Raw genomic sequence first — 25892 nt, forward strand, 5'->3', positions numbered from 1 at the left:
TTAAATTTATTCTTTAAAGCGATCGCCCCACAACTGTACCATACGATCTTTTAATTTAGCTTCTGAAGGATTTTCCTGTGCATGCCAAAGACGATTATGACATACTTCATCGGGTAAAAACTGTTGTTTCACAAAATTGCCCTTATAAGCATGAGCATACTTATATTCCTTTCCATATCCTAACTGCTTCATCAGCTTAGTCGGAGCATTACGTAAATGAAGCGGAACCGGAAGATTCCCTGTCTGACGAACCAGCTCAAGAGCAGAATTAATCCCTTCGTAGGCAGAGTTGCTTTTGGGACTTGTTGCCAGATAAACTGTAGCCTCAGCCAACGGAATTCTTCCTTCCGGCCAACCGATTTTCATCACGGCATCGAAAGCTGCGTTTGCAAGCAGCAATGCATTCGGATTAGCAAGACCGATATCTTCGGAAGCAGAAATGACAAGACGGCGCGCAATAAAAGCAGGATCTTCCCCACCCTCTACCATACGTGCAAGCCAGTACAATGCCCCATCCGGATCGCTTCCTCGAATAGACTTAATAAAAGCAGAAATAATGTCGTAGTGCATTTCTCCATCTTTGTCATAAGCCAGCGGATTCTGCTGCAAACGCTCCACAACCTTATCATCTGTTATCACAACAGGCACGTTATCGTCTGCTTCTACTACCAGCTCCAGTATATTCAACAGTTTTCGGGCATCTCCTCCCGAATAACGTAGCATAGCATCTGTTTCACGCAATTCCACTTGTTTCTCTTTCAGAATAACATCCGTAGTTATCGCATGATGCAACAGTTCAAGCAAGTCATCTTTTTCAAGAGATTTCAATACATAAAGCTGGCAACGGGAAAGCAAGGGACGGATTACCTCAAATGAAGGATTTTCAGTTGTTGCCCCTATCAAGGTAACTACTCCTGTTTCTACTGCTCCCAGTAACGAATCTTGTTGCGATTTACTGAAACGATGTATTTCATCGATAAAAAGAATGGGACTCTGTTGCGAAAAAAAACGATTGCTCCGTGCCTTATCAATAACATCACGTACATCTTTCACTCCCGACGTAACTGCACTCAATGTATAAAAAGGAGTTTCCAGGCGGTTTGCAATAATCTGTGCCAACGTAGTCTTTCCCACGCCCGGAGGCCCCCATAAAATAAAAGAAGAGATGCGTCCGGAATCAATCATCCTTCTCAGCACCGCCCCTTCTCCTACCAAATGTTTTTGTCCTATATAGTCGTCCAGTGTCTTCGGACGCATGCGTTCAGCCAATGGTTGAGCCATAATATTCTATTTTTTGGAATTTCCTGTATCTTGTATTATATTGAGAAAAGTTTTTCAAAAATAAGAAATTATTCTTTTAGAAAGTTCACAAAAAGGCAATAAAAAAAGCCTCTTTTCACAAAGAAGCTTTTTTAAGTTTTCAATAGGTATTAGTTTTTTTTAAGGTAAAAAGATTGTTTTCAGGATAACGCTACAAAGATGAGAGCTTTTTTTGAACTAAACAAATAAAAAACTATGTCTTAAAACACGTTTATCGTTTTTCTTTGTTTACATTCTGTCAAACTCCCCCTCCTCAATAGTATGACAAAGATATAAAATCTTTCTTAAAATAAAGAGTTTGCAGCCTTTTTTCTCTCTTTTGTAAAAATAATACATATTTGCTACCTTATAAAAAAGAATTTATTTTATAGTTTAGTAAACAGTATCACCTCTCTTTTATAGGTAGTTCAGGAAAGAATCATTATTTTTGCACACAAAAGCGCGAAAACGCAAAAAAGTAAAAGTGTAAAACGAAAACGCTATGACAGAAATGAACGTAACGGAAAGTTCTGAAAAGAAAAGCCTGAACTTTATTGAGCAGATTGTTGAAAAAGATTTAAAGGAGGGAAAAAACGGAGGAAGAATACAAACCCGATTCCCGCCTGAGCCAAACGGATATTTACACATTGGCCATGCTAAGGCTATTTGCATGGACTTCGGTATTGCCCAACGATATGGTGGAGTATGCAACTTGCGTTTTGACGATACAAATCCTACAAAAGAAGATGTAGAATATGTAGAAGCGATAAAAGAAGATATTCAGTGGTTGGGATACCAGTGGGGAAATGAATATTATGCTTCCGACTATTTCCAACAATTATGGGACTTTGCCATCCGTCTTATCAAGGAAGGTAAAGCATATATAGACGAACAAACTTCAGAAGAAATTGCAGCCCAAAAAGGAACTCCTACACAACCGGGAGTAGAAAGTCCATACCGTAACCGACCGATAGAGGAAAGCCTTGAATTGTTCCAGAAAATGAACAACGGCGAAATAGAGGAAGGTAAAATGGTGCTCCGTGCCAAGATAGATATGGCCAATCCTAATATGCACTTCCGCGATCCTATTATCTACCGTGTAGTAAAAACTCCTCACCACCGTACGGGTGATAAATGGAAAGCATATCCTATGTACGATTTCGCACACGGACAGAGCGATTTCTTCGAAGGAGTAACTCACTCATTGTGTACGTTGGAGTTTGTTGTACACCGTCCGTTGTATGACTTGTTCGTCGATTGGGTAAAAGACGGAAAAGATCTTGACGATAACCGTCCTCACCAGTATGAGTTCAACAAGCTGAATTTGAGCTACACGCTGATGAGTAAGCGTAACTTGCTGATTCTAGTAAAAGAAGGACTGGTAAACGGCTGGGACGATCCTCGTATGCCGACTATTTGCGCATTCCGCCGCAGAGGATATTCTCCGGAATCTATCCGCAAGTTTATCGATAAGATCGGTTATACCACCTACGATGCCTTGAACGATTTCGCATTGCTGGAAAGTGCTGTTCGTGAAGACTTGAATGCACGTTCTACACGAGTATCAGCTGTTTTGAATCCGGTAAAACTGATCTTGACTAACTATCCGGAAGGAAAAGTAGAAGAAATGGAAGCCATCAATAATCCGGAAGATCCGAACTCTCCTACTCATACTATTGAGTTCAGCCGTGAATTATGGATGGAACGTGAAGACTTTATGGAAGATGCTCCAAAAAAATTCTTCCGTATGACTCCGGGACAGGAAGTTCGTCTGAAAAATGCATATATCGTAAAATGTACCGGATGCAAGAAAGACGAAAACGGAAACATCGTAGAAGTATACGCCGAATACGATCCGAATACCAAGAGCGGAATGCCAGAAGCTAACCGTAAAGTGAAAGGTACACTGCACTGGGTAAGCTGCAATCATTGCTTGAAAGCAGAAGTACGCTTGTACGACCGCTTGTGGAAAGTAGAAAATCCTCGTGATGAAATGGCTGCTATCCGCGAAGCCAAGAACTGTTCAGCGTTGGAAGCTATGCAGGAAATGATAAATCCAGACTCGCTGAAAGTTTTGAAGGAATGTTATGTAGAAAAGTTCCTTGCAGATGCAAAACCGCTTGACTACTTGCAGTTCCAGCGTATCGGATACTTTAATGTTGACAAAGATTCTACCCCTGAACACTTGGTATTTAACCGTACCGTATCACTTAAAGATACCTGGAGTAAGATCAACAAATAAAATATAGACATATTCATAAAACCGGAAACACAGATTATGCAAAGCACTACGTAGAAGGGCGTATTTTTCTGACAAAATACATTCCTCCTGACTACGGAACAATTTGCATAATCTGCGTTTTTTATTTTACCTTTTAAATAAATAACAACCATGAAAGATGACTTGTCTTCTATTTTCCACAAACCAGAATTTAAAGAACTTCTGGCTAAATATGCAGATATGCTGGACAATCATACCAGTGTTTATTTTGAAGCCGACGAAATCACCCTATTGGCAGAATTCTATGCAAGCATGGGAAATATAAAGGCTTCGGAAGAAGTAGTGGACTATGGGCTGTCACTTCATCCCGATAATTTAGATATACTGATATTTAAATGTCATAATCTTATAGCAAAAGGTAATACCAACGATGCTCAATGCATATTAAATACTATAACCGACCAAAACGACTACGAAGTCAGGTTGCTACAGGCTGAACTTTATCTGGCACAAAAGCGTACTCAAGAAGCTGATGCACTGCTAGATCAGCTTTACCAAGACGAAAAAGACATAGACACAATGCTCGACATTGCACATGTGTATATGGACGACCACCAGAAGAAAAAAGCCCATTACTGGCTGGAAAAGGCATACAGCGAAGCTCCGGAAAACATAGGAGTATTGGAAGAAATGGCTTCATACCACTTCAGTTTCGGCAATCCGGAAGAAGCCGTGAAACTATATAACCAGCTACTTGACGAAGCTCCCTATACACTCGATTTCTGGCACAATCTGATACGTTGCTATATCCGTATGTACCAATCAGAAAAAGCGATGGAAGCAATAGATTTTGCTATGGCCATAGATGACACCAATCTGATAACCTGGGAACTGAAAAGCAATTGTCTTTTGTTGGAAAACGAAATAGACCAGGCACTTGAATGTCTGTTTTATATAGAAAAACATACTACCGAAAAGCCATATATTCAAAATATTATCATGTCAATATACTTTATCGTACAAGATTATCAGAAAGTATTGGAGTATTCTGACAAGATAATAGCCAGCGGCAAACTTCCTTATTTTGAAATGGCGTCCTTGTATCATAAAAGAGGAATTTCTCATTTACGACTCGAGAATCAATCTGCCTGCAAGGAAGATGTAGAACAAGGTCTGGCTTACGACAATCACAGCAGTGAATTATATCTACTGAAAGGTGAATCACATCTGGATGAAAAAAAGCTAGAAGATGCACAAACAGCCTTTCACTATGGTGAGTTGTTTGCCGAGGACGAAGCAGAAGCGGCAGCTTATATAGGTACAGCCTATTTCCATAATGAATATTGGGAACAGGCATTGGAGTATCTGAGAAAAGAAGAAGAATTAAATCCAGATACCATGCACAGTAACTATTATCTGATAGCATACTGTTATTATCGTATGAAAGAAGAAAAACTGACTTTTACCTATCTTGTACGAGGGGCCGTCTTTTCTTCCAGTTCATTGAAGAAAGAAGAACCGATATTATCTCCTTTCGAAACCGACGAACATTTCTACGAGCTGGCAAAAGACATTTTTCTGAAAATAAAAAGTGGAGAAATCAATCCAATGGAATACCTCAACGAATAAAGCAATAATAAAATTGAAAGTAAAAGTAAAGTTTTTCTGATAAATATTTGGATTTTATATTTAAACAGTTTACATTTGCCATACACAAATAAAAGAAATATTTATGAACAATAATCTAACTATTCGCCATCATCATTCTCCTGACGTTAACATACGGTAGGCTGAGGTGTCGTATAGCTACAAAAATATCAAAGGCTTGCCGTTTCGGTAAGCCTTTTTTTGTTTGATAACTTAAAACTTTACAGAATATGCTTAGAATTGCCGTACAATCAAAAGGCCGTTTATTTGAAGACACAATGGCCTTATTTGCAGAAGCAGACATCAAACTTTCTACGTCCAAACGCACGTTGCTCACACAATCGTCCAATTTTCCGATAGAGGTCTTGTTCCTGCGTGACGATGATATTCCACAAAGTGTAGCAAGCGGAGTGGCCGATTTAGGTATTGTAGGAGAAAATGAATTTGTAGAACGTAAGGAAAAAGCTGATATCATTTACCGACTGGGATTCAGTAAATGCAGATTGTCGCTGGCAGTCCATAAAGAAGAAGAATATAACGGACCATCATGGTTCAACGGGAAGAAAATTGCCACATCATATCCCGGCATTCTACAAACTTATCTCGACAAACAAGGGATAAATGCAGATATTCATGTAATTAACGGATCTGTAGAAATAGCTCCCGGAATAGGTCTTTCTGATGCCATATTTGATATTGTAAGTTCCGGATCCACTTTGATAAGTAACAACCTGAAAGAGGTGGAAATTGTTATGAAAAGTGAAGCCTTGCTTATCGGCAATCCCAATCTGACACCGGAAAAGAAAGAAATTCTGGAAGAGCTCTTGTTCCGTATTGAGGCAGTAAAAGCAGCAGAAGACAAGAAATATGTGCTGATGAATGCACCAACCGATAAAGTAAAAGATATAATCGAAGTCCTTCCTGGAGTAAAAAGTCCTACCATCATGCCACTTGCAACCGAAGGATGGAGCAGTGTACATACGGTAATAGATCAGAAATGTTTTTGGGAAATTATCGGAAAGCTGAAAGCGCTTGGAGCACAAGGCATTTTGGTTCTCCCCATTGAGAAAATGATTTTATAATTAAAGTATCACAGAAAACCAACAACATCATGAATATCATACGCTATCCAGAACGTCTGGAATGGAATTTCCTGCTGAAACGATCTGCCCTACAGACAGAATCTCTTCGTGAAACTGTCTGCGAAATATTAGAAAAAGTACGGACACAAGGTGATCGTGCTGTAATCAGTTATGAAGAGCAGTTCGATAAAGTAAAATTAAACTCACTGGAAGTGACAGAAAAAGAATTCGAAGAAGCTGAAAAAGAAGTAGATATTAAACTTAAAGCAGCCATCATGCTGGCATTAAATAATATACAGACATTTCACTCTTCACAAAAGTTTGCAAGCAAAAAAATAGAAACACTTCCAGGAGTAACCTGTTGGCAGAAAGCCGTTGCCATAGAAAAAGTAGGACTCTACGTACCAGGAGGCACGGCTCCCCTATTTTCAACAGTACTGATGCTTGCCTCTCCGGCACAAATAGCCGGCTGCAAGGAAATCATTTTATGCACCCCTCCCAACCGTGAAGGAAAAATCCATCCTGCAATTCTATATGCAGCACGGGTAGCAGGAGTAAAAAGAGTATTCAAGACCGGTGGTGTACAAGCTATCGGAGCAATGGCATACGGAACCAGCAGTATTCCGAAAGTATATAAAATATTCGGCCCCGGGAACCAATATGTTACAGTAGCCAAACAGCAAGTTGCTTTACGTGATGTTGCGATAGATATGCCTGCAGGTCCTTCGGAAGTAGCCGTTCTTGCTGATGAAACAGCCAACCCGACATTTGTTGCTTCCGACCTTCTTTCTCAAGCAGAACACGGTGCAGACAGTCAGGCTATACTTATTACAACATCCGAAACTCTGATTGACAAAGTAGCAGAAGAAGTCGATCGTCAGTTATCTGAATTACCTCGTAAATCTCTCGCGAAGAAATCCCTCCAGTCGAGCAAACTTATCCTCGTAAGAAATATGCAAGAGGCTATTGACATGATAAACGAATATGCCCCTGAACACTTGATTATCGAAACAAAAGATTACACAGATATAGCCGAAAAAATCATCAATGCAGGTTCTGTATTCTTAGGATCATACTCTCCTGAAAGTGCAGGCGATTATGCTTCGGGAACCAATCATACACTTCCGACCAACGGATATGCCAAAGCATATAGTGGAGTTAGCCTGGATAGCTTTATCCGCAAAATTACTTTCCAGGAAATTACCCGGGAAGGAATCGCTACTATCGGACCTGCTATTCAGGTAATGGCAGCCAACGAGCATCTCGATGCCCATAAGAATGCTATTACAGTACGACTTAATGAAAAACTTTAACCGAAACGCTTATGAAATCGCTGAAAGAGCTGACACGACCGAATATATGGGCTCTAAAACCTTATTCATCGGCACGTGACGAATATAGCGGAAAAGAGGCTTCAGTATTTCTGGATGCCAATGAGAATCCGTATAACACTCCCAATAACCGATATCCTGACCCACTTCAACGCGAGCTGAAAGATATGATTGCTCTCGTAAAAAAGGTCACCCCTGAACAAATATTTCTAGGCAACGGAAGTGATGAGGCTATAGATCTGGTATTTCGTGCTTTTTGCCGTCCGGGCATCGATAATGTTGTTGCCATAGATCCGACATACGGTATGTATCAGGTATGTGCTGATGTGAACGATGTAGAATACCGCAAGGTTCTGCTTGACGATACTTTTCAGTTCAAAGCAGATGAACTGCTTGCGGCTTCAGACGAAAATACGAAACTCATCTTCCTCTGCTCTCCCAATAACCCCACAGGCAACAATCTGTGCCGCAAAGAAATACTTACTTTACTTGAAAAGTTTCAGGGACTTGTCATAGTAGATGAAGCTTATATAGATTTTTCTGACGAACCTTCCCTTACAGGAGATTTAAAACAATATCCAAACCTGATCGTCTTTCAGACTTTCTCGAAAGCCTGGGGATGTGCAGCAATCCGTCTGGGCATGGCATTCGCTTCACCTGACATTATCGGTATACTGAGTAAAATCAAATATCCGTATAATGTCAACCGACTGACACAACAGGAAGCTATTCAGATGATGCACAAACATTATGAAGTGCAAAGATGGGTACAGTCATTACTTAATGAACGTGAGCGCATGATAAAAGAATTTGCCAAACTTTCATGTTGTACGCATATCTACCCGACTGATGCCAACTTCTTCCTGACAAAAGTATGTAATGCTAAGGCAATTTACGATTACCTGGTAGATAAAGGCATTATCGTACGTAACCGTTCTAGCATAACTCTCTGTCAGGATTGCCTGCGAATAACTATTGGTACTCGTCCTGAAAACGATGCTCTGCTTGAGGCTCTGAGAAAATATAAACCCTGATTACCCTATGAAAAAGAAAGTTTTATTTATAGACCGTGACGGAACATTGGTTATCGAACCTCCAATAGATTACCAGCTGGATTCTTTTGAAAAACTGGAATTCTATCCGAAGGTATTCCGCAACCTGTTTTTTATCCGACAGAAGCTTGATTTCGACTTTGTAATGGTAACCAATCAGGACGGGCTGGGTACCTCATCTTTTCCTGAAGAAACATTCTGGCCTGTACATAATCTGGTAATGAAAACGTTCGAAAACGAAGGAATTATTTTCGATGATGTACAGATAGACCGAAGCTTTCCGGAAGATAATGCTCCCACCCGTAAACCCCGGACAGGTATGCTTACCCGGTACATCGATAATGATGCATACGATTTGGAAAACAGTTTCGTGATAGGCGACCGAGCTACGGATGTGGAACTGGCATATAACCTGGGCTGTAAGGCCATTCTCTTACAAAAAGACGACTCTATACTAAAAGATAAAAAACTGCAAGACACCTGCGTACTTGCAACAGCCGATTGGGATAAAGTAGCTGAGTTTCTGTTTGCCGGAGAACGTATAGCCGAAGTACGCCGCACGACTAAAGAAACTGATATTTATATCCGTCTGAATCTGGACGGCAGCGGAAGATGTAAAATAAATACCGGATTAGGCTTTTTCGACCATATGCTGGAACAAATAGGCAAGCATGGAGGTCTGGATCTTACAATTCAGGTAAAAGGAGATCTTGAAGTAGACGAACATCATACCATCGAAGATACTGCTATTGCTTTGGGAGAATGTCTATATCAGGCACTTGGCAACAAACGAGGTATTGAGCGCTATGGATATTGCCTTCCTATGGACGATTGCCTGTGTCAGGTAACTCTTGACTTTGGAGGACGCGCCTGGCTGGTATGGGATGCAGAATTCAAACGTGAAAAGATAGGCGAAATGCCGACAGAGATGTTCCTTCATTTCTTCAAGTCACTGAGTGACGCCGCACGCATGAATCTGAACATCAAGGCAGAAGGTCAGAACGAACATCACAAGATAGAAGGGATATTCAAGGCGCTGGCACGAAGCATCAAAATGGCTGTCAAAAGGGATATCTACCACTATGAAGTTCCCTCCAGTAAAGGATGTATCTAACTTTCATCATTGTTTGAATATTCAGTAAAAAAACAGAACCATGAGAAAATTGCTTGTTGTAATCATCATACTCATTGGCTTCACGATAGGAATAAACCTGTCGAGGGATCAAAAAGGATTCCGCACCTATCAGGAAGTATTGACCGAGTTAATCAACGATGCTCCAATGAAAACCTATCGCGACAGTTTCTACGGATACAGCATCCGTTATCCGGAGTTTTTCTCTCAGGAAATAACCGACAAAGGTTTTGTACGTTTAGGATATTGGGACAATGAGCGATTCGTTATTGAATGCTCTGTACTGAAAGCTCCGGACTTAAGTCCGGTAAAGATAAAAATGAAAGAATTGGCAACACAACTACATGCCGAAAAGCAAGAGTTATTACGTGACTCGTTTATTCTCAGCGGTCCACATTATGAAAATGGAAAGCGGATAGAAGGATACCGTTATTACGCCAAATACGTACGCAACCGAAAATTATGGTTTTCGTATACACTTTTTTATCCGGAATCATGCCACTCCTCTCTTACACGCATTTTCCGCCAAATAGACCAATGGGAAGTATAATAAAAAACATCCGGCATAAAGCTTTAAACGTATATTGCTTTTATGCCGGATGTAATATTTTTAGGAAAAGAGATGTCTTTCTCTAGCTTTCCATTAGCTTATTGATGTTGTTCGCGTAACAAATCGTTTACAGTCTTTACCGGATTGAATGTGCTCAATGGAACTTCTACAAAGATTGTACTCCAGTCGCTCATAGAACCATTCCACAATCCCGGCAATTCCAAAGCTTTCAAATCTTTACCATTCTTCGATTTATAAGAGATAAATCCTGTAGCCTTATCTACATACTGTAACAAATTGAATTTATTTCCCTTATAGTCGCGTACAGCACAAACCAAATCTACCGGATTGAAGTGTGTACCCTTTTCGAACATAGCCTTCTTTTCCGGATCATTCATATCAATCTGAGAACTTTCCAAAATCTGAAGCGAAACAGTTCCGTCAGGATTATAAGCAAGGAACGGACCACCGCCCGGCTCACCTACATTCTTCACCATACCGCAAACACGCATCGGACGGTTCAGTTTCTTACGCAGGTAAATAACCAAATCGGCATCCTCCAAATCCTTGATATCGCTCTTGCGACAACGTAACTGCTGCTGAACGAAACGGATAATTGTTTCCAGCTGATCATGGCTGTAATGACCACTATCCAGCAATTCCAAATAATCGAAAGCCTGTTTCTGCAAAGTAACCAGCACACCGGCAAGCAGTTTTTTATAAGTTACAGTATCGTCTTTCAAACGGTCGGGTACGACATTATCAATATTCTTGATAAATACGATATCAGCATCCAAATCGTTCAGATTTTCAATCAAAGCACCATGACCTCCCGGACGGAAAAGCAATTTGCCATTATCACGGAACGGCTTGTTTTCCATATCAGCGGCAATGGTATCAGTACTTGCCTTTTGTTCGGAGAAGCTGATATTATATTCCACACCATATTTCTGGGTATATTCGGCAGCTTTAGCATCTACCAGTTTCTGGAATAAAGCACGATGTTCACCCGATACAGTAAAGTGCACATTCACTTTTCCGGTCTTTCCGGCAGCATACAATGCTCCTTCTACCAGATGTTCTTCCAACGGAGTACGTACGCCATCAGCATAACGGTGGAATTTCAGCAAACCTTTCGGCAGAGAACCATAATTCAATCCTGCAGATTCCAGCAAGTTAGCTACTACAGCCTTATAATTATGTTCCGACAAAAGAGCCTCAATATCCTTACCTGTATTATCCAGGCAAGCAGCATTCAAATCATTATAAAAAGCAAAACTATGAATATGATCGAAAAATTTCTTTTCAAAACTTGTAGTAGGCACGTCATAATCAGCACCCAAGAATTCGAACAAGTTTTTAAACATACGGCTTGCCGCTCCAGAAGCTGGCACAAACTTCACGATTTTCTTATCAGAGTCTTTATAAGCATCCCATGCTGCCAGATATTTTTTCTGGGCATCAGCATCGGCAATCATAATACCATTATTGTCTACAGATGCAGCCGCAGCCAGTTGCAAATAAGGGAATCCCTTTTCAAAGCAAGCCAGTTGCTCTTCAATCTGCTTCTCAGTAATACCTTTCTTTGCCAGTAATTCTTTGTCTTCGTGTGTTAACATATTGTGATAAATTTAAGTGATAAATATTCGTTTACAAATTGAATCCACCTCAAAAGTATAAAAAAACCATCAAGTTTGTAACAATAAAGGAAGAAAAAAACTATCTTTACCCACAGAAGCTGGCTGGAATACTTCTTTTTTACCCATTTAAATTAAAAAAGGATTTCAATTTGCAACAAACAGGTTCTCAACAAAACTAGAAAGACTATGGATGAACAAGTTTTTTTTACACCGGACGAACATAAACAGCTAATAGCGCTATACAAAAGACTACTGCAACTATCAGGAGACACTCTGCAAAAAAACGACTGCTGCAATCTGAAAAAACATTTGGTTAAAGTCATGTCGGCGGGAAGCATACCTCGTAATGCCTTTGGTATGAATCCGATTATAAAAGACATGCAGACAGCTGTTATTGTGGCAGAAGAGATCGGTATGAGACGTGCCTCTATCCTAGGCATCATGTTGCATGAATCCGTAAAATATAATCTGTGTACATTAGAGTCAGTCAAACAAATGTATGGCGAGGATGTAGCTGGAATCATACACGGGCTGGTAAAGATAAATGAACTTTATGCCAAAAGTCCGACCATAGAATCAGAGAACTTCCGCAATCTGCTGCTCTCGTTTGCCGAAGACATGCGAGTTATCCTTATTATGATAGCCGACCGTGTAAACTTGATGCGCCAAATCAAAGACTGTTCAAATGAAGAGGCCAGATTACAAGTTTCGAACGAAGCCGCTTACCTGTATGCCCCACTGGCTCATAAACTGGGACTATACAAACTGAAATCGGAACTGGAAGACTTGTCACTGAAATATACTCAACATGATGTATATTACCACATTAAGGATAAGCTGAATGCCACAAAGGCTGCCCGCGACCGATATATTGATGCTTTTATCGAACCGGTAAAAAAGAAACTGGAAGAGACAGGACTGAAATTCCATATCAAGGGGCGTACCAAATCCATACATTCCATTTATCAGAAAATGAAAAAGCAGGGATGCCCGTTCGAAGGCGTGTATGATTTGTTTGCTATCCGAATCATACTTGACTCTCCGATTGATAAGGAAAAACAAGAATGCTGGCAGGCCTATTCTATCGTAACAGATATGTATCTGCCCAATCCGAAACGTTTGCGCGACTGGCTGTCTGTGCCTAAAAGTAATGGCTACGAATCATTACATATAACTGTCATGGGGCCTGAAGGTAAATGGGTAGAAGTACAGATTCGTACCGAACGTATGGATGAGATAGCCGAAAAAGGACTTGCTGCTCACTGGAGATATAAGGGTATCAAAGGGGAAAGTGGTCTGGACGAATGGCTGAACTCTATTCGCGAAACACTGGAAAATGCAGACAGTGACGTGGAGGCTATGGATCAGTTCAAACTGGATTTATATAAAGATGAAGTTTTTGTTTTCACTCCTAAAGGGGATTTATATAAACTGCCGCAAGGTGCTACTGTGCTCGACTTTGCTTTTGCTATCCATACCAATTTGGGATGCCGATGCATCGGTGCCAGAGTGAATGGAAGGAATGTGCAGCTGAAACAAACGCTCAACAGTGGCGACCAGGTAGAAATAACTACTTCAAGCACACAAACTCCGAAGCGTGACTGGCTGAACTTTGTAACTACGTCGAAAGCAAAGACTAAAATCCGGCAGGCACTGAAAGAACTAGTAGCACGGCAGACTGAATTTGCCAAGGAAACACTGGAACGTAAATTCAAGAACCGCAAACTGGAATATGATGAAGCTATCCTGATGCGCCTTATCAAGAAACTGGGATTTAAGACTGTGACAGACTTTTACCAGAGCATTGCCAACGAAACGATGGAAATAAACGGCATTATCGACCGATATGTCGAAATGCAACGTAAGGAAACCGAACAACGGGAAGAAATAAGCTACCGAAGTGCTGAAGGTTTCAACATACAACAGACAACTGAAGGAAAAGATTACTACAAAGATGATGTATTGGTTATAGACCAGAATCTGAAAGGACTTGACTTCAACTTAGCTAAATGTTGTAATCCGATTTACGGAGATGATGTATTTGGTTTCGTGACAATATCAGGAGGAATCAAGATACACCGTTGCGACTGTCCGAATGCAAAAGAGATGAAAGCTCGTTTCCCCTACCGCATAGTCCGTGCACGATGGGCAGGAAAAAGCCAGGGCAAGCAATATCCCATCACACTCCGTATTGTGGGACACGATGATATAGGTATCGTAACAAACATTACTTCCATCATCAATAAAGAGGATAATATTCTGTTACGTTCTATCAGCATCGACTCACACGACGGACTCTTTTCGGGAATGCTTACAGTCATGGTAGATGATACCTCAAAACTGGAATCACTCATCAAAAAAATAAAGACTGTAAAAGGGGTGAAACAAGTAAACCGTGGATAATCATTTCTGCCTCCTTTTCAGCCTTTAAAAAACATGCCCAAGTTATGCACAAAACTTGGGCATGTTTTCATAAATTTATCGAGATTTTTTTTTATTTTCTGTACAAACTTTCTGAACATGTATACAACTATTTTTAGTTCATCAGCATACAAGTCCAGAATTCCACTCTTCTTTTCTTCATTACCCAGGCGTAACAAATGTTAATAAACCTAATTATGACATATGAAATACAAAGAAAATCAATATCTTTAGGGCGTTTTTTTAAAATCTGAAGAAAAATGAAAAAAACTATCTTAACCACATTATTTTTAGTTGTGGCAGTACTGATGGTCATCGCTCAGGGTACAGCCGAAATCAAGTTCGAAAAGACAACACATAACTTTGGAGCTTTTTCAGAAAATAACCCTAAAGTCACTTGCAAATTCAAATTCACCAATACAGGAAATGGTCCGCTGGTAATTCATCAAGCTATCGCATCATGCGGATGTACAGTACCACAATATCCTAAAGAACCAATCAAGGCTGGTGAAAGCGGAGAAATAACAGTTACTTACAACGGAGCCGGAAAATTTCCCGGTCATTTCCGCAAGTCGATTACATTACGTACCAATGCCAAACAAGAGGTGGTACGTCTTTACATCGAAGGTGATATGACACCTAAAGGTTCAGAACCTCAACGGAACTAAAAGACAATAAACGCACAATAAAAAACATCCGGCTAGATTTTGTACACATAGATTTAGCCGGATGTTTTTTATTTACACTTGCACAATCCGATGGATTTAGTACTTTTGTATACACATTTAAAACAAACGACAATTCTAAAAACACACAAATCTATGAAAAATCTAATTCTCACAGCCATTGCTGTATGCAGTCTCAATACCATACAGGCACAAGAAATAAGTTACAAAAAGTGGGTAAAAGAAGCTCCTCGGCTGGAAGACTCTTTTTTCACTACTCCCAAAGCAAAAGAAGTGGCAGAAACTGTTCTTTTATACCAGCAACCTACAGGCGGATGGCCCAAAAACATTAATTTTTTTCAGACACCCGACAACAAAGAAAAAGCTTTGGAAATCAAAAATGACGTCAATGCCAGTACGATTGACAATGGAGCCACCACAACAGAAATAATCTATCTTTCCAGATTATACAACGCCACTCACGACGAAACATATAAAGAAGCGGCTATACGCGGACTGGACTATCTGTTCGAAGCTCAATACGAAAACGGTGGGTGGCCTCAGTTTTATCCGCGTCCTAAAGGATACTATGTCCAAATAACTTACAACGATAACGCCATGATAAATGTAATGAATCTGCTTCGCGATGTAAGTAACGGAAAATCCCCTTTCACCTACCTGCCAGAATCAACCCGCCAAAAAGCTCAGAAAGCAATAGATAAAGGAGTAGAATGTATACTCAAAACACAGGTTAAACAGCATGGTAAACTTACCGTTTGGTGCGCACAGCACGACCGTGAAACATTTGCTCCGGCAAAAGCGCGAGCTTATGAGCTTCCGTCACTGAGCGGAGCAGAATCGGCTAATATCGTAATTTATTTAATGCAGCTTACTAATCCTTCAGCAGAGGTTATTCAAAGTATAGAATCAGCAGTACAATGGTTCAAAGATTCAGAGATAAAAGGCATTAAAATAGAATCCTTCATCAATAAGGATGGAAAGAAAGACCGCCGTGTAGCACCATGTGAAGACTGTAAGCCAATGTGGGCAAGATTTTATGAACTAGAAACTAACCGTCCTTTTTTCTGCGACCGGGATGGTATAAAGCGCTATCATCTGTCCGAAATCGGCTATGAGCGTCGTAATGGATACAGCTGGCTGAACCGATCTGGAGAAAATGTTTATAAAGAATATGCTCAATGGCAAAAAAGAATAAGAAAATAAGACAGTCTGAAATATAACACACATAGAAATAAACTGAGTATTTTCTGAAATTACAGAAAGCCAAAAGGCTCTATCAGTTCCCCACTTGTTGGAATGATAGAGCCTTTTATAAAAACGTGTAAATCTCAGGAATTAAAAGATTACACCCAAACGAAAACCGACATTACTTTGTCCTGTCACATCTCCAGTAAGCGTTGACATTTCATTAGTCATATAATTATAATATCCTGCTATGTGGAAACCAAAGCGGCGATAAGGAGAAGGATATATTTTTAAGCCAAGTTCTGGAGAGGCATAAAATCCCCATCCGTCATCGTATACTCCTCCTGTACCGTAGTATGTAGTATAACGAGTAAAAGCAGCTCCCAGTTTTACACCAACATACGGTTTCACATATCTGCCGTTATACAAATTATAGGAAACACTTGCACCAAAAGGTAACTGATAGGCTGAGCGCTGCTGATCTGTTGTCAACGCCTCAGTTGGAGATAGCTGAAGTGTCTGTCTGCCTATATATTTATGATTGGTATGAAAATTAATAAAGGCTCCTACCGACCAACGAGGTGTCAACTCATACAGCCCTTCAAAATTCATTCCCCATCCGCTTATCTTATCGGCAAAATCTGTAGAAACCGGTGCATTCATCTGCCAATCAACAATAAGATGTGCCTTTTGAGAATCCCACTGAGCGTAGCTTTGCGTTGCAAACATAGCCAAAGCACAGAATGCCAAGGCCAGTTTTTTGAATATACTATTTGTTTTCATTATTACCATCCTCCATTATTTTTCAGTATTGATATAAGTAGACTGATTGAAAGCCTGATCAACTCCATTCAGTAATAGCTGCATGTTTATTTTACTATTGTTATACTGGAAGCCGGATGCACTGGCATACCATACAACCGGAAGCTTTTTCTGAGTGCCATCTTCACTTTTATCAGTCAAGTCGACTATTTCCATAACCAGCGTATTAGTATCATAGCTATAAGTTACAGGATATGAATAATACCATCCACTCCACCAGGGTCCCCAAAAGCCACTGCTCCACCAGCCGCCAAACGGATCGCCCCAATAGCCACCACCAGTTATCACCTGATTGGTTTGTGAAACATATGAGAGCTGCAAACCTATATTTGCCTGATCTTTTAATTCCGGGTCAGTAATACGTTCATATCCCCGACGATTCATCTGACTTTCTACCGCGCTGATAATCATTTTAGCATTCTCATCCTTCCAGTATGAAGCATGTACTCCACTTGCTTCCAAAATACTATCCGGCAAGAAATAAGTCTGAAAACTACTGAAGTCTGTATTACTGTCATGGTCTGTATATACCACCAGATCTGCATCCAGTTCTCCCATATCTGGATCTTTTTCGCACGACGCCATAAATACTCCCGTCATGCAAGCCATAATAAATAAAATCTTTTTCATAAGTCTTAAATTCATTATATTTACAAATATCACAATGAACGTCCCTTAAAGACACTGCTTTTCTGTATAGGCAAAACCACTCCGTTCAACGTCATTCGGTTGGAATTGAAATTAGGATTGATTTCCACCGTAGCTTTGTTTGTTCCCTTCGGCATACTGATATTTACCCGGGCAGAAATACCTGTTCCCATTACATTCATCGAAAGTGAAAGATTTCCTTTTTTATCAGTCTTTACTTCATAATCGGAAACACTGCCATCAACAGTTACGCCACCTATTCCGTTCGGACCACTGACAGGTATATTGAATGCCACCTGCACTACAGCTTTATCGCCTTTTACAGAAACAAAATTGGTATTCGAATTAACGTAAGCCATATTGCCGTATTTAAATACAACCTGGTCGGCTTCCAATGTAAAAGCCTTTTCATTAATAGCCTGTATAGCTTCGACAGCAAACAAGCTATCCAACTGTTCTTGCAAAGCTTTTTTCTCTTCACGAGACAACTTCTTCTCTGTGTCTTGTGCCTGAATATGCCCCGCCAATAAGGTCAAGGTCATTATCATAAATAATACAATCTTTTTCATAAGCTTCTTCTTTTTAAAAGTTTCAATTATAAAACAAATATATTGCTCTTTTGCTGCATACATATCATTTAAAAAAGTATAAAAGCCTGATAAAAAATTCTTTTCACATTTATAATTAGTATCTTTAGAGAAACACAAAGCAATCTTTTATGTGTAACCTAAAAATCTCTAATTATGAATAACATAACAGACATCACCATCCTGATAGCCGTCATCGCACTGACCATGTGGCCCGTAGTCCTGCTCGTATTGAAAACAATGAACATCCGGAAGAAACGTCTGGAACATTTAGAACGTATGACAAAGACAGAGCTAGAGAGCATAAGCACACAAGAACTTGTTATCAGCGTGCTGAAAAAAATCGGCTGTCAGCCTGAAATAAACAATGAAGGACATGTTACATTTAAATATCAGGGAGATGATTTTTATATCGCCGCCGAAGAGGAAAACCGTTTCATCATGATATGGAATCCTTGGTGGGGATCAATCAATACTGACAACGAGGCTTTTCCTTACCTGAAAGAAATCATCAATCTGGTCAATGTCAATTCATTGGTTACAACAGTTTTTATGGTAGATGAAGATGAAAAGACCGTAGGAATCCATTCACACTGCCACACTTTTTTCTCACCCAACGAAGGTGAACTGGAAGACCACTTAAAAATGTTGCTCGACTATTTCTTCGACACCCACAATGCTATAAAAGAATACATGAACCAACTGGGCAATACTGCCGTAGCAGAAGAAGAAAAGAAAGAACGGGTAAAGGTAAAAGGATTTGCCGCATACAAAGAAAATACAGTTCCTATCGAGACAAAAACAGAATAAGCTCGCAAAAAATACGTAAATTTGCGGCATGAAACGAGTTTTAGAAGAAAATAAAGGAATCCCAGCATCACTATTGTGGATGCTGGCTATTATTGCAGGAATATCCGTTGCCAATCTGTATTATAACCAACCATTGCTAAATAAAATAAGTGAGGACTTACGGGTTTCTGAGTTTACAGCGAACCTGATTCCAATGACTACCCAAATCGGTTATGCGCTTGGATTGTTATTCATTATTCCCCTTGGAGATTTATATAAACGCCGTAACATCATTGTTATCAACTTCCTGTTACTTTCCGTAAGCATGTCGGGATTTGCTGTAGCCCAAAACATTTATTTTGTTTTACTGGCTTCGCTGATTACGGGCATCTGCTCTGTCATGCCACAGATTTTCATTCCGATAGCAGCACAGTTTTCACAGCCGGAAAAGAAAGCACAAAATGTAGGAGTTCTGGTAAGCGGACTGCTGACAGGAATCCTTGGCTCGCGGGTTGTAAGTGGTATTGTGGGAGAATACTGGGGATGGAGAACCATTTTTTACATTGCTTCTGTATTAATGCTTATCTGCATATTCGTTATTGTCCGCATATTGCCTGACATGCCTTCTAACTATAAAGGTACTTACACCGGACTAATGAAATCTGTATTTACTTTGGTAAAGGAAAATGCTACACTGCGACTGGTTTCTCTACGTGCCGGAATCTGTTTTGGATGTTTTCTTACTTTATGGGCATGCCTGGCCTTTAAAATGAGCGGAGCTCCTTTCTACGCCGGAAACAATGTCATCGGTATGCTTGGTTTATGTGGTATTGCCGGAGCTATGACTGCTTCCTTTGTCGGTAAGTTTGTACGTATACTGGGAATTAGAATGTTCAATTACATAGGTTGCAGCATCATGATTCTCTCATGGCTTATCCTCTATTTTTTTCAGGACAGCTATATCGGAATCATAGCCGGTATTATTCTGATTGATATCGGTATGCAGTGTGTACAGATAAGCAATCAGACTTGTGCATTGTCGCTCGTTCCACAAGCCTCGAACAGAGTCAATACTATTTTCATGACAACATATTTTCTGGGAGGATCACTTGGAACATTCCTTGCCGGTACATTCTGGCACCAGTTTGGATGGGCTGGAGTTACAGGTGTAGGTATCTGTCTGGCAAGTTGTTCATTACTGATCACTGCCTTTTCTAAACATTAATTCATTTTCACTACCATGAATAAGCTTCAGATTTATACCAACGACTGGCTGAAAATACATCCATATACAGCCGTACAACCTTCAGACAGCTATTTTGTAAACCTGTCGAACAAACTATATGGTGCTTGTACATTAACCACACTACCGGATATTTTCCGTAAAAAATTAAGTATGTACATTGCTGCCTATCTGGAAGATCAGATATCAGAATTAGGATTATGGCAAAGTTTTACAGCCGAACACAAACGTTTGTACGGCAAGTATCTTCCCTTTTACCCTACAAACTCCAATTACGTAGCTGATGAAATAAACGAGGAAGATATCCGTTTTATCATTTGGAATACATGGCAGAAAGCAGCTTCTCTGCACGAAAAGACATATATAAACCCCAATGAACACGCTATTGAAGAACAGGCAAGAATCTTTTACGGAATCTTGGAGGAAGCTTATGAAAATGCTCCCGAAAATGAATCCTTAAATCATTATTTCGACCATCCGGGCACCGCTGTAGAAGCAGACCGTAAACTGACATGGCTATTCGGACATAGTTACCTGACAGAGCCTTCGATGCTGCCTTATATCGAACAAATTGCTCCAAATGACCGTTTTATTGTACCTGTCGGACCACTGGCATTGTTTCTGCATGAATGGATTTCCCTGCTTACAACGTCAGATGCCTGGAAACAAATAAACGGACTCTTTACCGGTAATCCTGAAATACCACAAGAAATTCAGGACAAGAATCGGGAAATATACCGTAATTTTATTGAAGGCACAAATGGCAAGAGAATTGTTTATCTGAACGGTTACACCGAACTACGCCGCTTTCTGGTAAATGTCCTCAAATGGCAGGATGATGACAACCATACTCTCCCTCAAATGAAAGAATATAAAAATTTCATTTTAATGACAGAACCAGAAAAAGGGGTATTGCTTGCGAAAGATATCTGTGAATATATTGCTGATCGGGAAAACCCACTTTATGACAGCGAAAAAGCACAAGCAAATGCTTTCCGGATGCTTACAGAAGAAATGCTTTGTCCACCCGACCTATTGATACACTGCATAAACAACAAACTTATTCCCGACGCACAACTACCCGACGGAACAGAAAAAGAACTGGTACAGCAGAACGCAGACTTCATAGCCAGACATTCTTTATTATATTATTATCGGGGAGATTAATCTCAATTGTATAATAAAAACAGAGAGGTGAAAATATCTTTTTCAAGATTCTTTTCACCTCTCTGTTTTATATAAATCTAATCAGTCTTATTAAAATTCGATTACCAATGACTGACGAGCAGACAAAGTAAGATTCTCTGTAAAATCAATTTTCTTACCTGTTGAAACAATCTTTCCTTCCTTAGATTCTTTTGTCAAAGCTTGATAATGACTACTTGGCAGAACTTGCTCTCTATCCGTACTGTTCAAGACAATCATTTCTGTTTTACCTTCACTTGTACGAGCATACAAATATATTCCTTGTTCCGGAATATGATACTTTACAGTTTTGTTTTCTGACATCTTGTTAAGTTTTTTAGTTTTGCGCCGCAAAGATAAAATTTAATGAAGCATTTATAAAAATAGAAATAGTTAAAAATCAAGTATTAGCATATTTTACTTGATTTATATCAAGAATATATTCTGTAAAAATACTCTATTTAAAGTCTTTTGATCTTCTACATATAGAGAATGCGAAAACAACAATGTATAAAAATATTTATACATAAAAAGAAACCGGATACATATTGCAATGAAACATGCATCCGGTTTTCATATCATTTCAGAATCAAATCAGAACATACTATTTTAATATTTTATTTTGAAAAGTCTTTCTTCCTGAAGTGATTCTTCTAACTATAACAGATTCCTTTAAAACTCACTCGTAAAATGGAATTTGATATGTTTAAAGTCCATCTGAGCCATCTGAAGAACATAACCGCTATCGGCCAGGAATACATCACGTCCCTCACGGTCTTTCGCCATATACTGGTATTTACGTTTCTTGAAAGCTTCCAATTCTGCCGGATCATCACTTTCTATCCAGCATGCTTTATACAGACTGATAGGTTCCCAACGGCACTTAGCATTGTATTCATTCTCCAGACGATACTGAATAACTTCAAACTGCAACTGACCTACTGTTCCGATAATCTTTCGACCATTAAACTGATTGACAAACAACTGAGCAACACCTTCGTCCATCAGCTGATCAATACCCTTATTCAACTGCTTGGTTTTCATCGGGTCAGCATTTTCTATATACTTGAACATTTCAGGAGAGAAGCTAGGCAAGCCTTTAAAATGAAGCACTTCTCCTTCGGTCAATGTATCTCCGATCTTAAATGTTCCGTTATCAGGTAATCCAATAATATCACCGGCCCAAGCCTCATCGACCGTAGTCTTACGCTGCGCCATAAACTGAGTAGGCGAAGAAAAACGCATCGTCTTGTTATGGCGTACATGTAAATAAGGCGTATTACGAGTAAACTTACCCGAACAAACCTTACAGAAAGCAACACATGAACGATGGTTCGGGTCGATATTTGCCGTAATCTTAAAGACAAAACCTGTAAACTTTGGCTCATCTGGCATTACAGCACGCTCTTCTGCTTGTACTGGACGAGGACTAGGTGCAATTTCGACGAAACAATCCAACAATTCCTGCACACCGAAGTTATTTAATGCAGAACCGAAAAATACAGGTGCTAATTCGCCTTTCAGGTATTCGTCTACATTGAAAGCCGGATATACTCCGTCAATCAGTTCCAGCTCACCACGCAATTTATCAGCAAGTGGTGTACCAATATGATTATCCAGGTCTTCTGTATGGATATCAACTTCTACCTTTTCAGTTACTACCTGCTTGGAAGGCTGAAACAAATTCAACTTCTGTTCGTAGATGTTATATACCCCCTTAAAACGAGGACCGCTTTCAATAGGCCATGTCAGAGGACGAACATTGATAACCAGTTCTTCTTCCAGTTCATCCAACAAGTCGAACGGATCTTTTGCTTCACGGTCCATCTTGTTGACGAAAATAATAACAGGAGTGTTACGCATACGACATACTTCCATCAGCTTACGTGTCTGCGTTTCCACACCCTTTGCACCATCCACAACAATAATAACACTATCTACAGCAGTAAGTGTACGGTAAGTATCTTCCGCAAAGTCCTGGTGTCCCGGAGTATCTAGAATGTTGATTTTATAGTCGTGATAATCAAACTCCATCACAGAAGTTGTTACAGATATACCACGTTGCTTTTCGATGTCCATCCAGTCGGATGTCGCAGTTTTCTTAATCTTATTCGACTTAACAGCTCCAGCCACCTGAATCTGTCCACCGAAAAGCAATAACTTTTCAGTCAACGAAGTCTTACCGGCATCCGGATGCGCAATAATCGCAAATGTACGTCTTCTTTCTATTTCAGCGTTCATTCTTATTTATCTATTTACCTTTTTATTTATCTTGATAACAGTTTATCGATACATTCTTTCAGGCTGTCTACCCAATAAGGAATTTCTATGCCATACGTTTCCTTAATTTTCGTTTTATCGAGTACGGAATAATGAGGACGGTTCGCCTTTGTAGGATATTCTTCCGTATGAAGAGGTCTAAGTTTACAAGTTCCAATACCAGCCAGATGATGAATCATCTGAGTAAAATCGTACCACGAACAAACTCCTTCATTACTATAATGATATATACCTGGAACAATACCTTTATTGATAGCTGCAAAAATAGCAACAGCCAGATCACGCGCATAAGTAGGAGTTCCAATCTGATCGAATATTACTCCTAATGCTTCTTTTTCCTTACCCAAACGAATCATAGTCTTCACGAAGTTATTTCCGAAAGTAGAATATAACCACGCAGTACGGATAATCATCGTATTGGAACAATATTTCATAGCCTCCTGTTCACCGGCAAGTTTAGTCGTTCCATAAACAGAGTCAGGACAAGTAGCCTGTTCTTCCTTATAAGGAATATGCGCAGTACCATCGAAAACATAATCGGTAGAAACCTGTACCAGATATCCTCCACGGCTTTGAATAGCCTTTGCCAAATATCCCGGAGCAAAATGATTCAGCTTGTCACAAAGTTCTCTATCATCTTCCGCTTTATCAACAGCAGTATATGCTGCGCAATTCACAATAATATCTATTTGATGATCAGTTACGAAATTCATCACAGCCTGCTCATCACATATATCCAGTTCAGCAACATCTGTAAAAAAGTATGTATACTCTTTATTAACCTCTGCAAGCAAACGCATTTCATTACCCAATTGTCCGTTTGCTCCTGTAATCAAAATATTCTTCATCTCACTATTTGATTTATTCCAGATCCAGTTCTCCCTGTTTATCCTTTATATAATATCCGGCAAGCATAGCCAGTAAATCTCCTATTACTTTCAATGCTTTCTGTGTGCCTTCGGTAATTTCCTTTTTCTGAAGCTTCAACATCAGGACACCATACATGGCATCAAAACAAGTTTCAAGTTCAGGCACATCTTTATCGGCTCCTTTTGAGCGTAATTCCACAATAAAAGGCAAGGCTTTATAATAAGCTGCGCTATAATACGGAAATTTAGGAGAAGCCAGCAAACGCAAATGCAAATCAGTCAACCAGACGATTATATTTTTATTAATCTGGATATGCCCTTTTTCCATCACACCCTCATCATGCATCATATTAATAAGATCGGCATACCATTGTATCAATGCTTTTTTCTGCTCTTCAGACAATGAAGGATAAGGCTCTACAATATTTTTTTTAATCCGCTCTATATCAAAACCGTTAGCACGAATCAAATCTTCCACCTGCCACATATACAGCAGGTATTCGGCAATATTCTGTTGTTTTAATTGTTGAGAAATATACATATCAAGATAAAGATTTTCCTGCAATAGCCAATACGATACCAATAATCGAAGCAATTATCACTACCACGCCGATAATACGATTCAAGACCCAAATACCTCGTACATTAAAGCGTGTACGTACCTTATTTACAAAATAGGTAATGCCAAACCACCATGTCAAGGCTCCTATGATAATAGCGAGATATCCCACCAATTGAAATCCCAACGGACTACCCGGCATTACAAACGAAAAGCGGGCAAACAAACCAATAAAAAGAAAGATTATCAATGGGTTGGAGAATGTAACAAAAAAAGCAGTAATAAAATTATGAAGATAAGTACCACGATTGGCAGAAGTGGGGCGAAGAGATTTTACCGGATTACTGCGAAAAGTATATATACCGAAAGCCAGCAACATTATACTACCAACAATCTGAAGAAAAATCTGGTGTTTAAGAATCAGTTCATCCATAAAGCTCATGCCGTACCCTGTTATCAAGGCGTAACATATATCGCTTAAGGCAGCTCCCAAACCTGTTACAAAACCAAACCAGCGTCCCTTGTTCAGTGTCCGCTGAATACAAAGTACGCCCACAGGTCCAAGAGGAGCTGAAACCACTACCCCAACAATAAACCCTTTCACCAATAAATCCAGTATAGTAACCTGTTCTATCCAATTCATAGTGCAAAGATGCTACTTTTT

Annotated in this window: 23 protein-coding genes; 13 read left to right on the forward strand and 10 right to left on the reverse strand. The window is 39.7% G+C overall.

What is annotated here, in order from left to right; all coding sequences use genetic code 11:
• Positions 1 to 6: 6 nt before the first annotated feature.
• The gene (locus BACCOP_RS10555) at positions 7 to 1281 is read right to left on the reverse strand and encodes a replication-associated recombination protein A (protein WP_007569037.1); all 1275 of its coding nucleotides are present in this window, start codon (positions 1279 to 1281) and stop codon (positions 7 to 9) included.
• A 520-nt stretch (positions 1282 to 1801) separates the two neighbouring features.
• Here BACCOP_RS10555 and BACCOP_RS10560 point away from each other — a divergent pair.
• The 7 genes from BACCOP_RS10560 to BACCOP_RS10590 all read left to right on the forward strand — a co-directional run bounded on the left by BACCOP_RS10560 (position 1802) and on the right by BACCOP_RS10590 (position 10314).
• Positions 1802 to 3541, forward strand: a complete 1740-nt coding sequence (locus BACCOP_RS10560) for a glutamine--tRNA ligase/YqeY domain fusion protein (RefSeq protein WP_007569038.1) — start codon at positions 1802 to 1804, stop codon at positions 3539 to 3541.
• Positions 3542 to 3691: 150 nt separating this feature from the next.
• The gene (locus BACCOP_RS10565) at positions 3692 to 5149 is read left to right on the forward strand and encodes a tetratricopeptide repeat protein (RefSeq protein ID WP_007569041.1); all 1458 of its coding nucleotides are present in this window, start codon (positions 3692 to 3694) and stop codon (positions 5147 to 5149) included.
• 248 nt (positions 5150 to 5397) lie between these two features.
• Positions 5398 to 6249: an ATP phosphoribosyltransferase gene (hisG, locus tag BACCOP_RS10570; protein WP_007569044.1), complete on the forward strand. Its 852-nt coding sequence runs from the start codon at positions 5398 to 5400 to the stop codon at positions 6247 to 6249.
• Positions 6250 to 6278: 29 nt separating this feature from the next.
• Complete coding sequence (gene hisD / locus BACCOP_RS10575) at positions 6279 to 7562, forward strand: histidinol dehydrogenase (RefSeq protein WP_007569046.1); 1284 nt, start codon at positions 6279 to 6281, stop codon at positions 7560 to 7562.
• Between the two features lie 11 nt (positions 7563 to 7573).
• A complete protein-coding gene (gene hisC / locus BACCOP_RS10580; RefSeq protein WP_007569048.1) occupies positions 7574 to 8614 on the forward strand; it encodes a histidinol-phosphate transaminase in 1041 nt (346 codons plus the stop codon).
• A 7-nt stretch (positions 8615 to 8621) separates the two neighbouring features.
• The gene (hisB, locus tag BACCOP_RS10585) at positions 8622 to 9746 is read left to right on the forward strand and encodes a bifunctional histidinol-phosphatase/imidazoleglycerol-phosphate dehydratase HisB (protein WP_007569050.1); all 1125 of its coding nucleotides are present in this window, start codon (positions 8622 to 8624) and stop codon (positions 9744 to 9746) included.
• Positions 9747 to 9786: 40 nt separating this feature from the next.
• A complete protein-coding gene (locus BACCOP_RS10590) occupies positions 9787 to 10314 on the forward strand; it encodes a hypothetical protein (protein WP_007569051.1) in 528 nt (175 codons plus the stop codon).
• A 98-nt stretch (positions 10315 to 10412) separates the two neighbouring features.
• Here the strand turns inward: BACCOP_RS10590 and BACCOP_RS10595 are convergent, their stop codons facing one another.
• Positions 10413 to 11933 carry a DUF4301 family protein gene (locus BACCOP_RS10595; protein ID WP_007569053.1) on the reverse strand — a complete coding sequence of 507 codons (1521 nt, stop codon included), beginning with the start codon at positions 11931 to 11933 and terminating at the stop codon, positions 10413 to 10415.
• 207 nt (positions 11934 to 12140) lie between these two features.
• Between BACCOP_RS10595 and BACCOP_RS10600 the strand changes: the two genes are divergently transcribed.
• The 3 genes from BACCOP_RS10600 (at position 12141) to pelA (ending at position 16264) form a co-directional block, all read left to right on the forward strand.
• On the forward strand, positions 12141 to 14357 hold the full coding sequence (locus BACCOP_RS10600; protein ID WP_007569058.1) for a RelA/SpoT family protein: 2217 nt from the start codon (positions 12141 to 12143) through the stop codon (positions 14355 to 14357).
• Between the two features lie 278 nt (positions 14358 to 14635).
• The gene (locus BACCOP_RS10610; protein ID WP_007569062.1) at positions 14636 to 15043 is read left to right on the forward strand and encodes a DUF1573 domain-containing protein; all 408 of its coding nucleotides are present in this window, start codon (positions 14636 to 14638) and stop codon (positions 15041 to 15043) included.
• Between the two features lie 153 nt (positions 15044 to 15196).
• The gene (pelA, locus tag BACCOP_RS10615; RefSeq protein ID WP_040312030.1) at positions 15197 to 16264 is read left to right on the forward strand and encodes a pectate lyase; all 1068 of its coding nucleotides are present in this window, start codon (positions 15197 to 15199) and stop codon (positions 16262 to 16264) included.
• A 132-nt stretch (positions 16265 to 16396) separates the two neighbouring features.
• Here pelA and BACCOP_RS10620 read toward each other — a convergent pair whose 3' ends face one another.
• From BACCOP_RS10620 to BACCOP_RS10630, 3 genes are read right to left on the reverse strand one after another with little or no spacing between them, the layout of a single operon-like run.
• Complete coding sequence (locus BACCOP_RS10620; protein ID WP_040312038.1) at positions 16397 to 17029, reverse strand: outer membrane beta-barrel protein; 633 nt, start codon at positions 17027 to 17029, stop codon at positions 16397 to 16399.
• A gap of 15 nt (positions 17030 to 17044) precedes the next feature.
• Entirely contained in the window at positions 17045 to 17698 is a 654-nt protein-coding gene (locus BACCOP_RS10625) for a DUF4136 domain-containing protein (RefSeq protein WP_022124735.1), read from the reverse strand.
• Between the two features lie 29 nt (positions 17699 to 17727).
• Positions 17728 to 18285 (reverse strand): DUF4251 domain-containing protein, encoded by a 558-nt coding sequence (locus tag BACCOP_RS10630; RefSeq protein WP_022124734.1) that lies wholly within the window; start codon positions 18283 to 18285, stop codon positions 17728 to 17730.
• A gap of 183 nt (positions 18286 to 18468) precedes the next feature.
• Between BACCOP_RS10630 and BACCOP_RS10635 the strand changes: the two genes are divergently transcribed.
• The 3 genes from BACCOP_RS10635 to BACCOP_RS10645 are packed head-to-tail and all read left to right on the forward strand — an operon-like array spanning position 18469 to position 21502.
• Entirely contained in the window at positions 18469 to 19113 is a 645-nt protein-coding gene (locus tag BACCOP_RS10635) for a YbjN domain-containing protein (RefSeq protein WP_040312039.1), read from the forward strand.
• Positions 19114 to 19141: 28 nt separating this feature from the next.
• The gene (locus BACCOP_RS10640; protein ID WP_007569076.1) at positions 19142 to 20317 is read left to right on the forward strand and encodes an MFS transporter; all 1176 of its coding nucleotides are present in this window, start codon (positions 19142 to 19144) and stop codon (positions 20315 to 20317) included.
• A gap of 15 nt (positions 20318 to 20332) precedes the next feature.
• On the forward strand, positions 20333 to 21502 hold the full coding sequence (locus BACCOP_RS10645; RefSeq protein ID WP_007569078.1) for a DUF3843 family protein: 1170 nt from the start codon (positions 20333 to 20335) through the stop codon (positions 21500 to 21502).
• A 90-nt stretch (positions 21503 to 21592) separates the two neighbouring features.
• Here the strand turns inward: BACCOP_RS10645 and BACCOP_RS10650 are convergent, their stop codons facing one another.
• From BACCOP_RS10650 to BACCOP_RS10670, 5 genes are all read right to left on the reverse strand, one after another.
• Positions 21593 to 21844 (reverse strand): cyclomaltodextrinase C-terminal domain-containing protein, encoded by a 252-nt coding sequence (locus BACCOP_RS10650; RefSeq protein ID WP_007569080.1) that lies wholly within the window; start codon positions 21842 to 21844, stop codon positions 21593 to 21595.
• A 348-nt stretch (positions 21845 to 22192) separates the two neighbouring features.
• The gene (locus BACCOP_RS10655; protein WP_178270199.1) at positions 22193 to 23767 is read right to left on the reverse strand and encodes a peptide chain release factor 3; all 1575 of its coding nucleotides are present in this window, start codon (positions 23765 to 23767) and stop codon (positions 22193 to 22195) included.
• A 20-nt stretch (positions 23768 to 23787) separates the two neighbouring features.
• Positions 23788 to 24648 (reverse strand): dTDP-4-dehydrorhamnose reductase, encoded by an 861-nt coding sequence (gene rfbD, locus BACCOP_RS10660; RefSeq protein WP_007569087.1) that lies wholly within the window; start codon positions 24646 to 24648, stop codon positions 23788 to 23790.
• Between the two features lie 13 nt (positions 24649 to 24661).
• Positions 24662 to 25210, reverse strand: a complete 549-nt coding sequence (locus BACCOP_RS10665) for a DUF4924 family protein (protein ID WP_007569090.1) — start codon at positions 25208 to 25210, stop codon at positions 24662 to 24664.
• A gap of 1 nt (position 25211) precedes the next feature.
• Positions 25212 to 25871, reverse strand: coding sequence for a LysE family translocator (locus tag BACCOP_RS10670; RefSeq protein ID WP_007569091.1), 660 nt, complete (start codon positions 25869 to 25871; stop codon positions 25212 to 25214).
• Positions 25872 to 25892: the final 21 nt, after the last annotated feature.

Source organism: Phocaeicola coprocola DSM 17136 (assembly GCF_000154845.1).
Classification (GTDB): domain Bacteria; phylum Bacteroidota; class Bacteroidia; order Bacteroidales; family Bacteroidaceae; genus Phocaeicola; species Phocaeicola coprocola.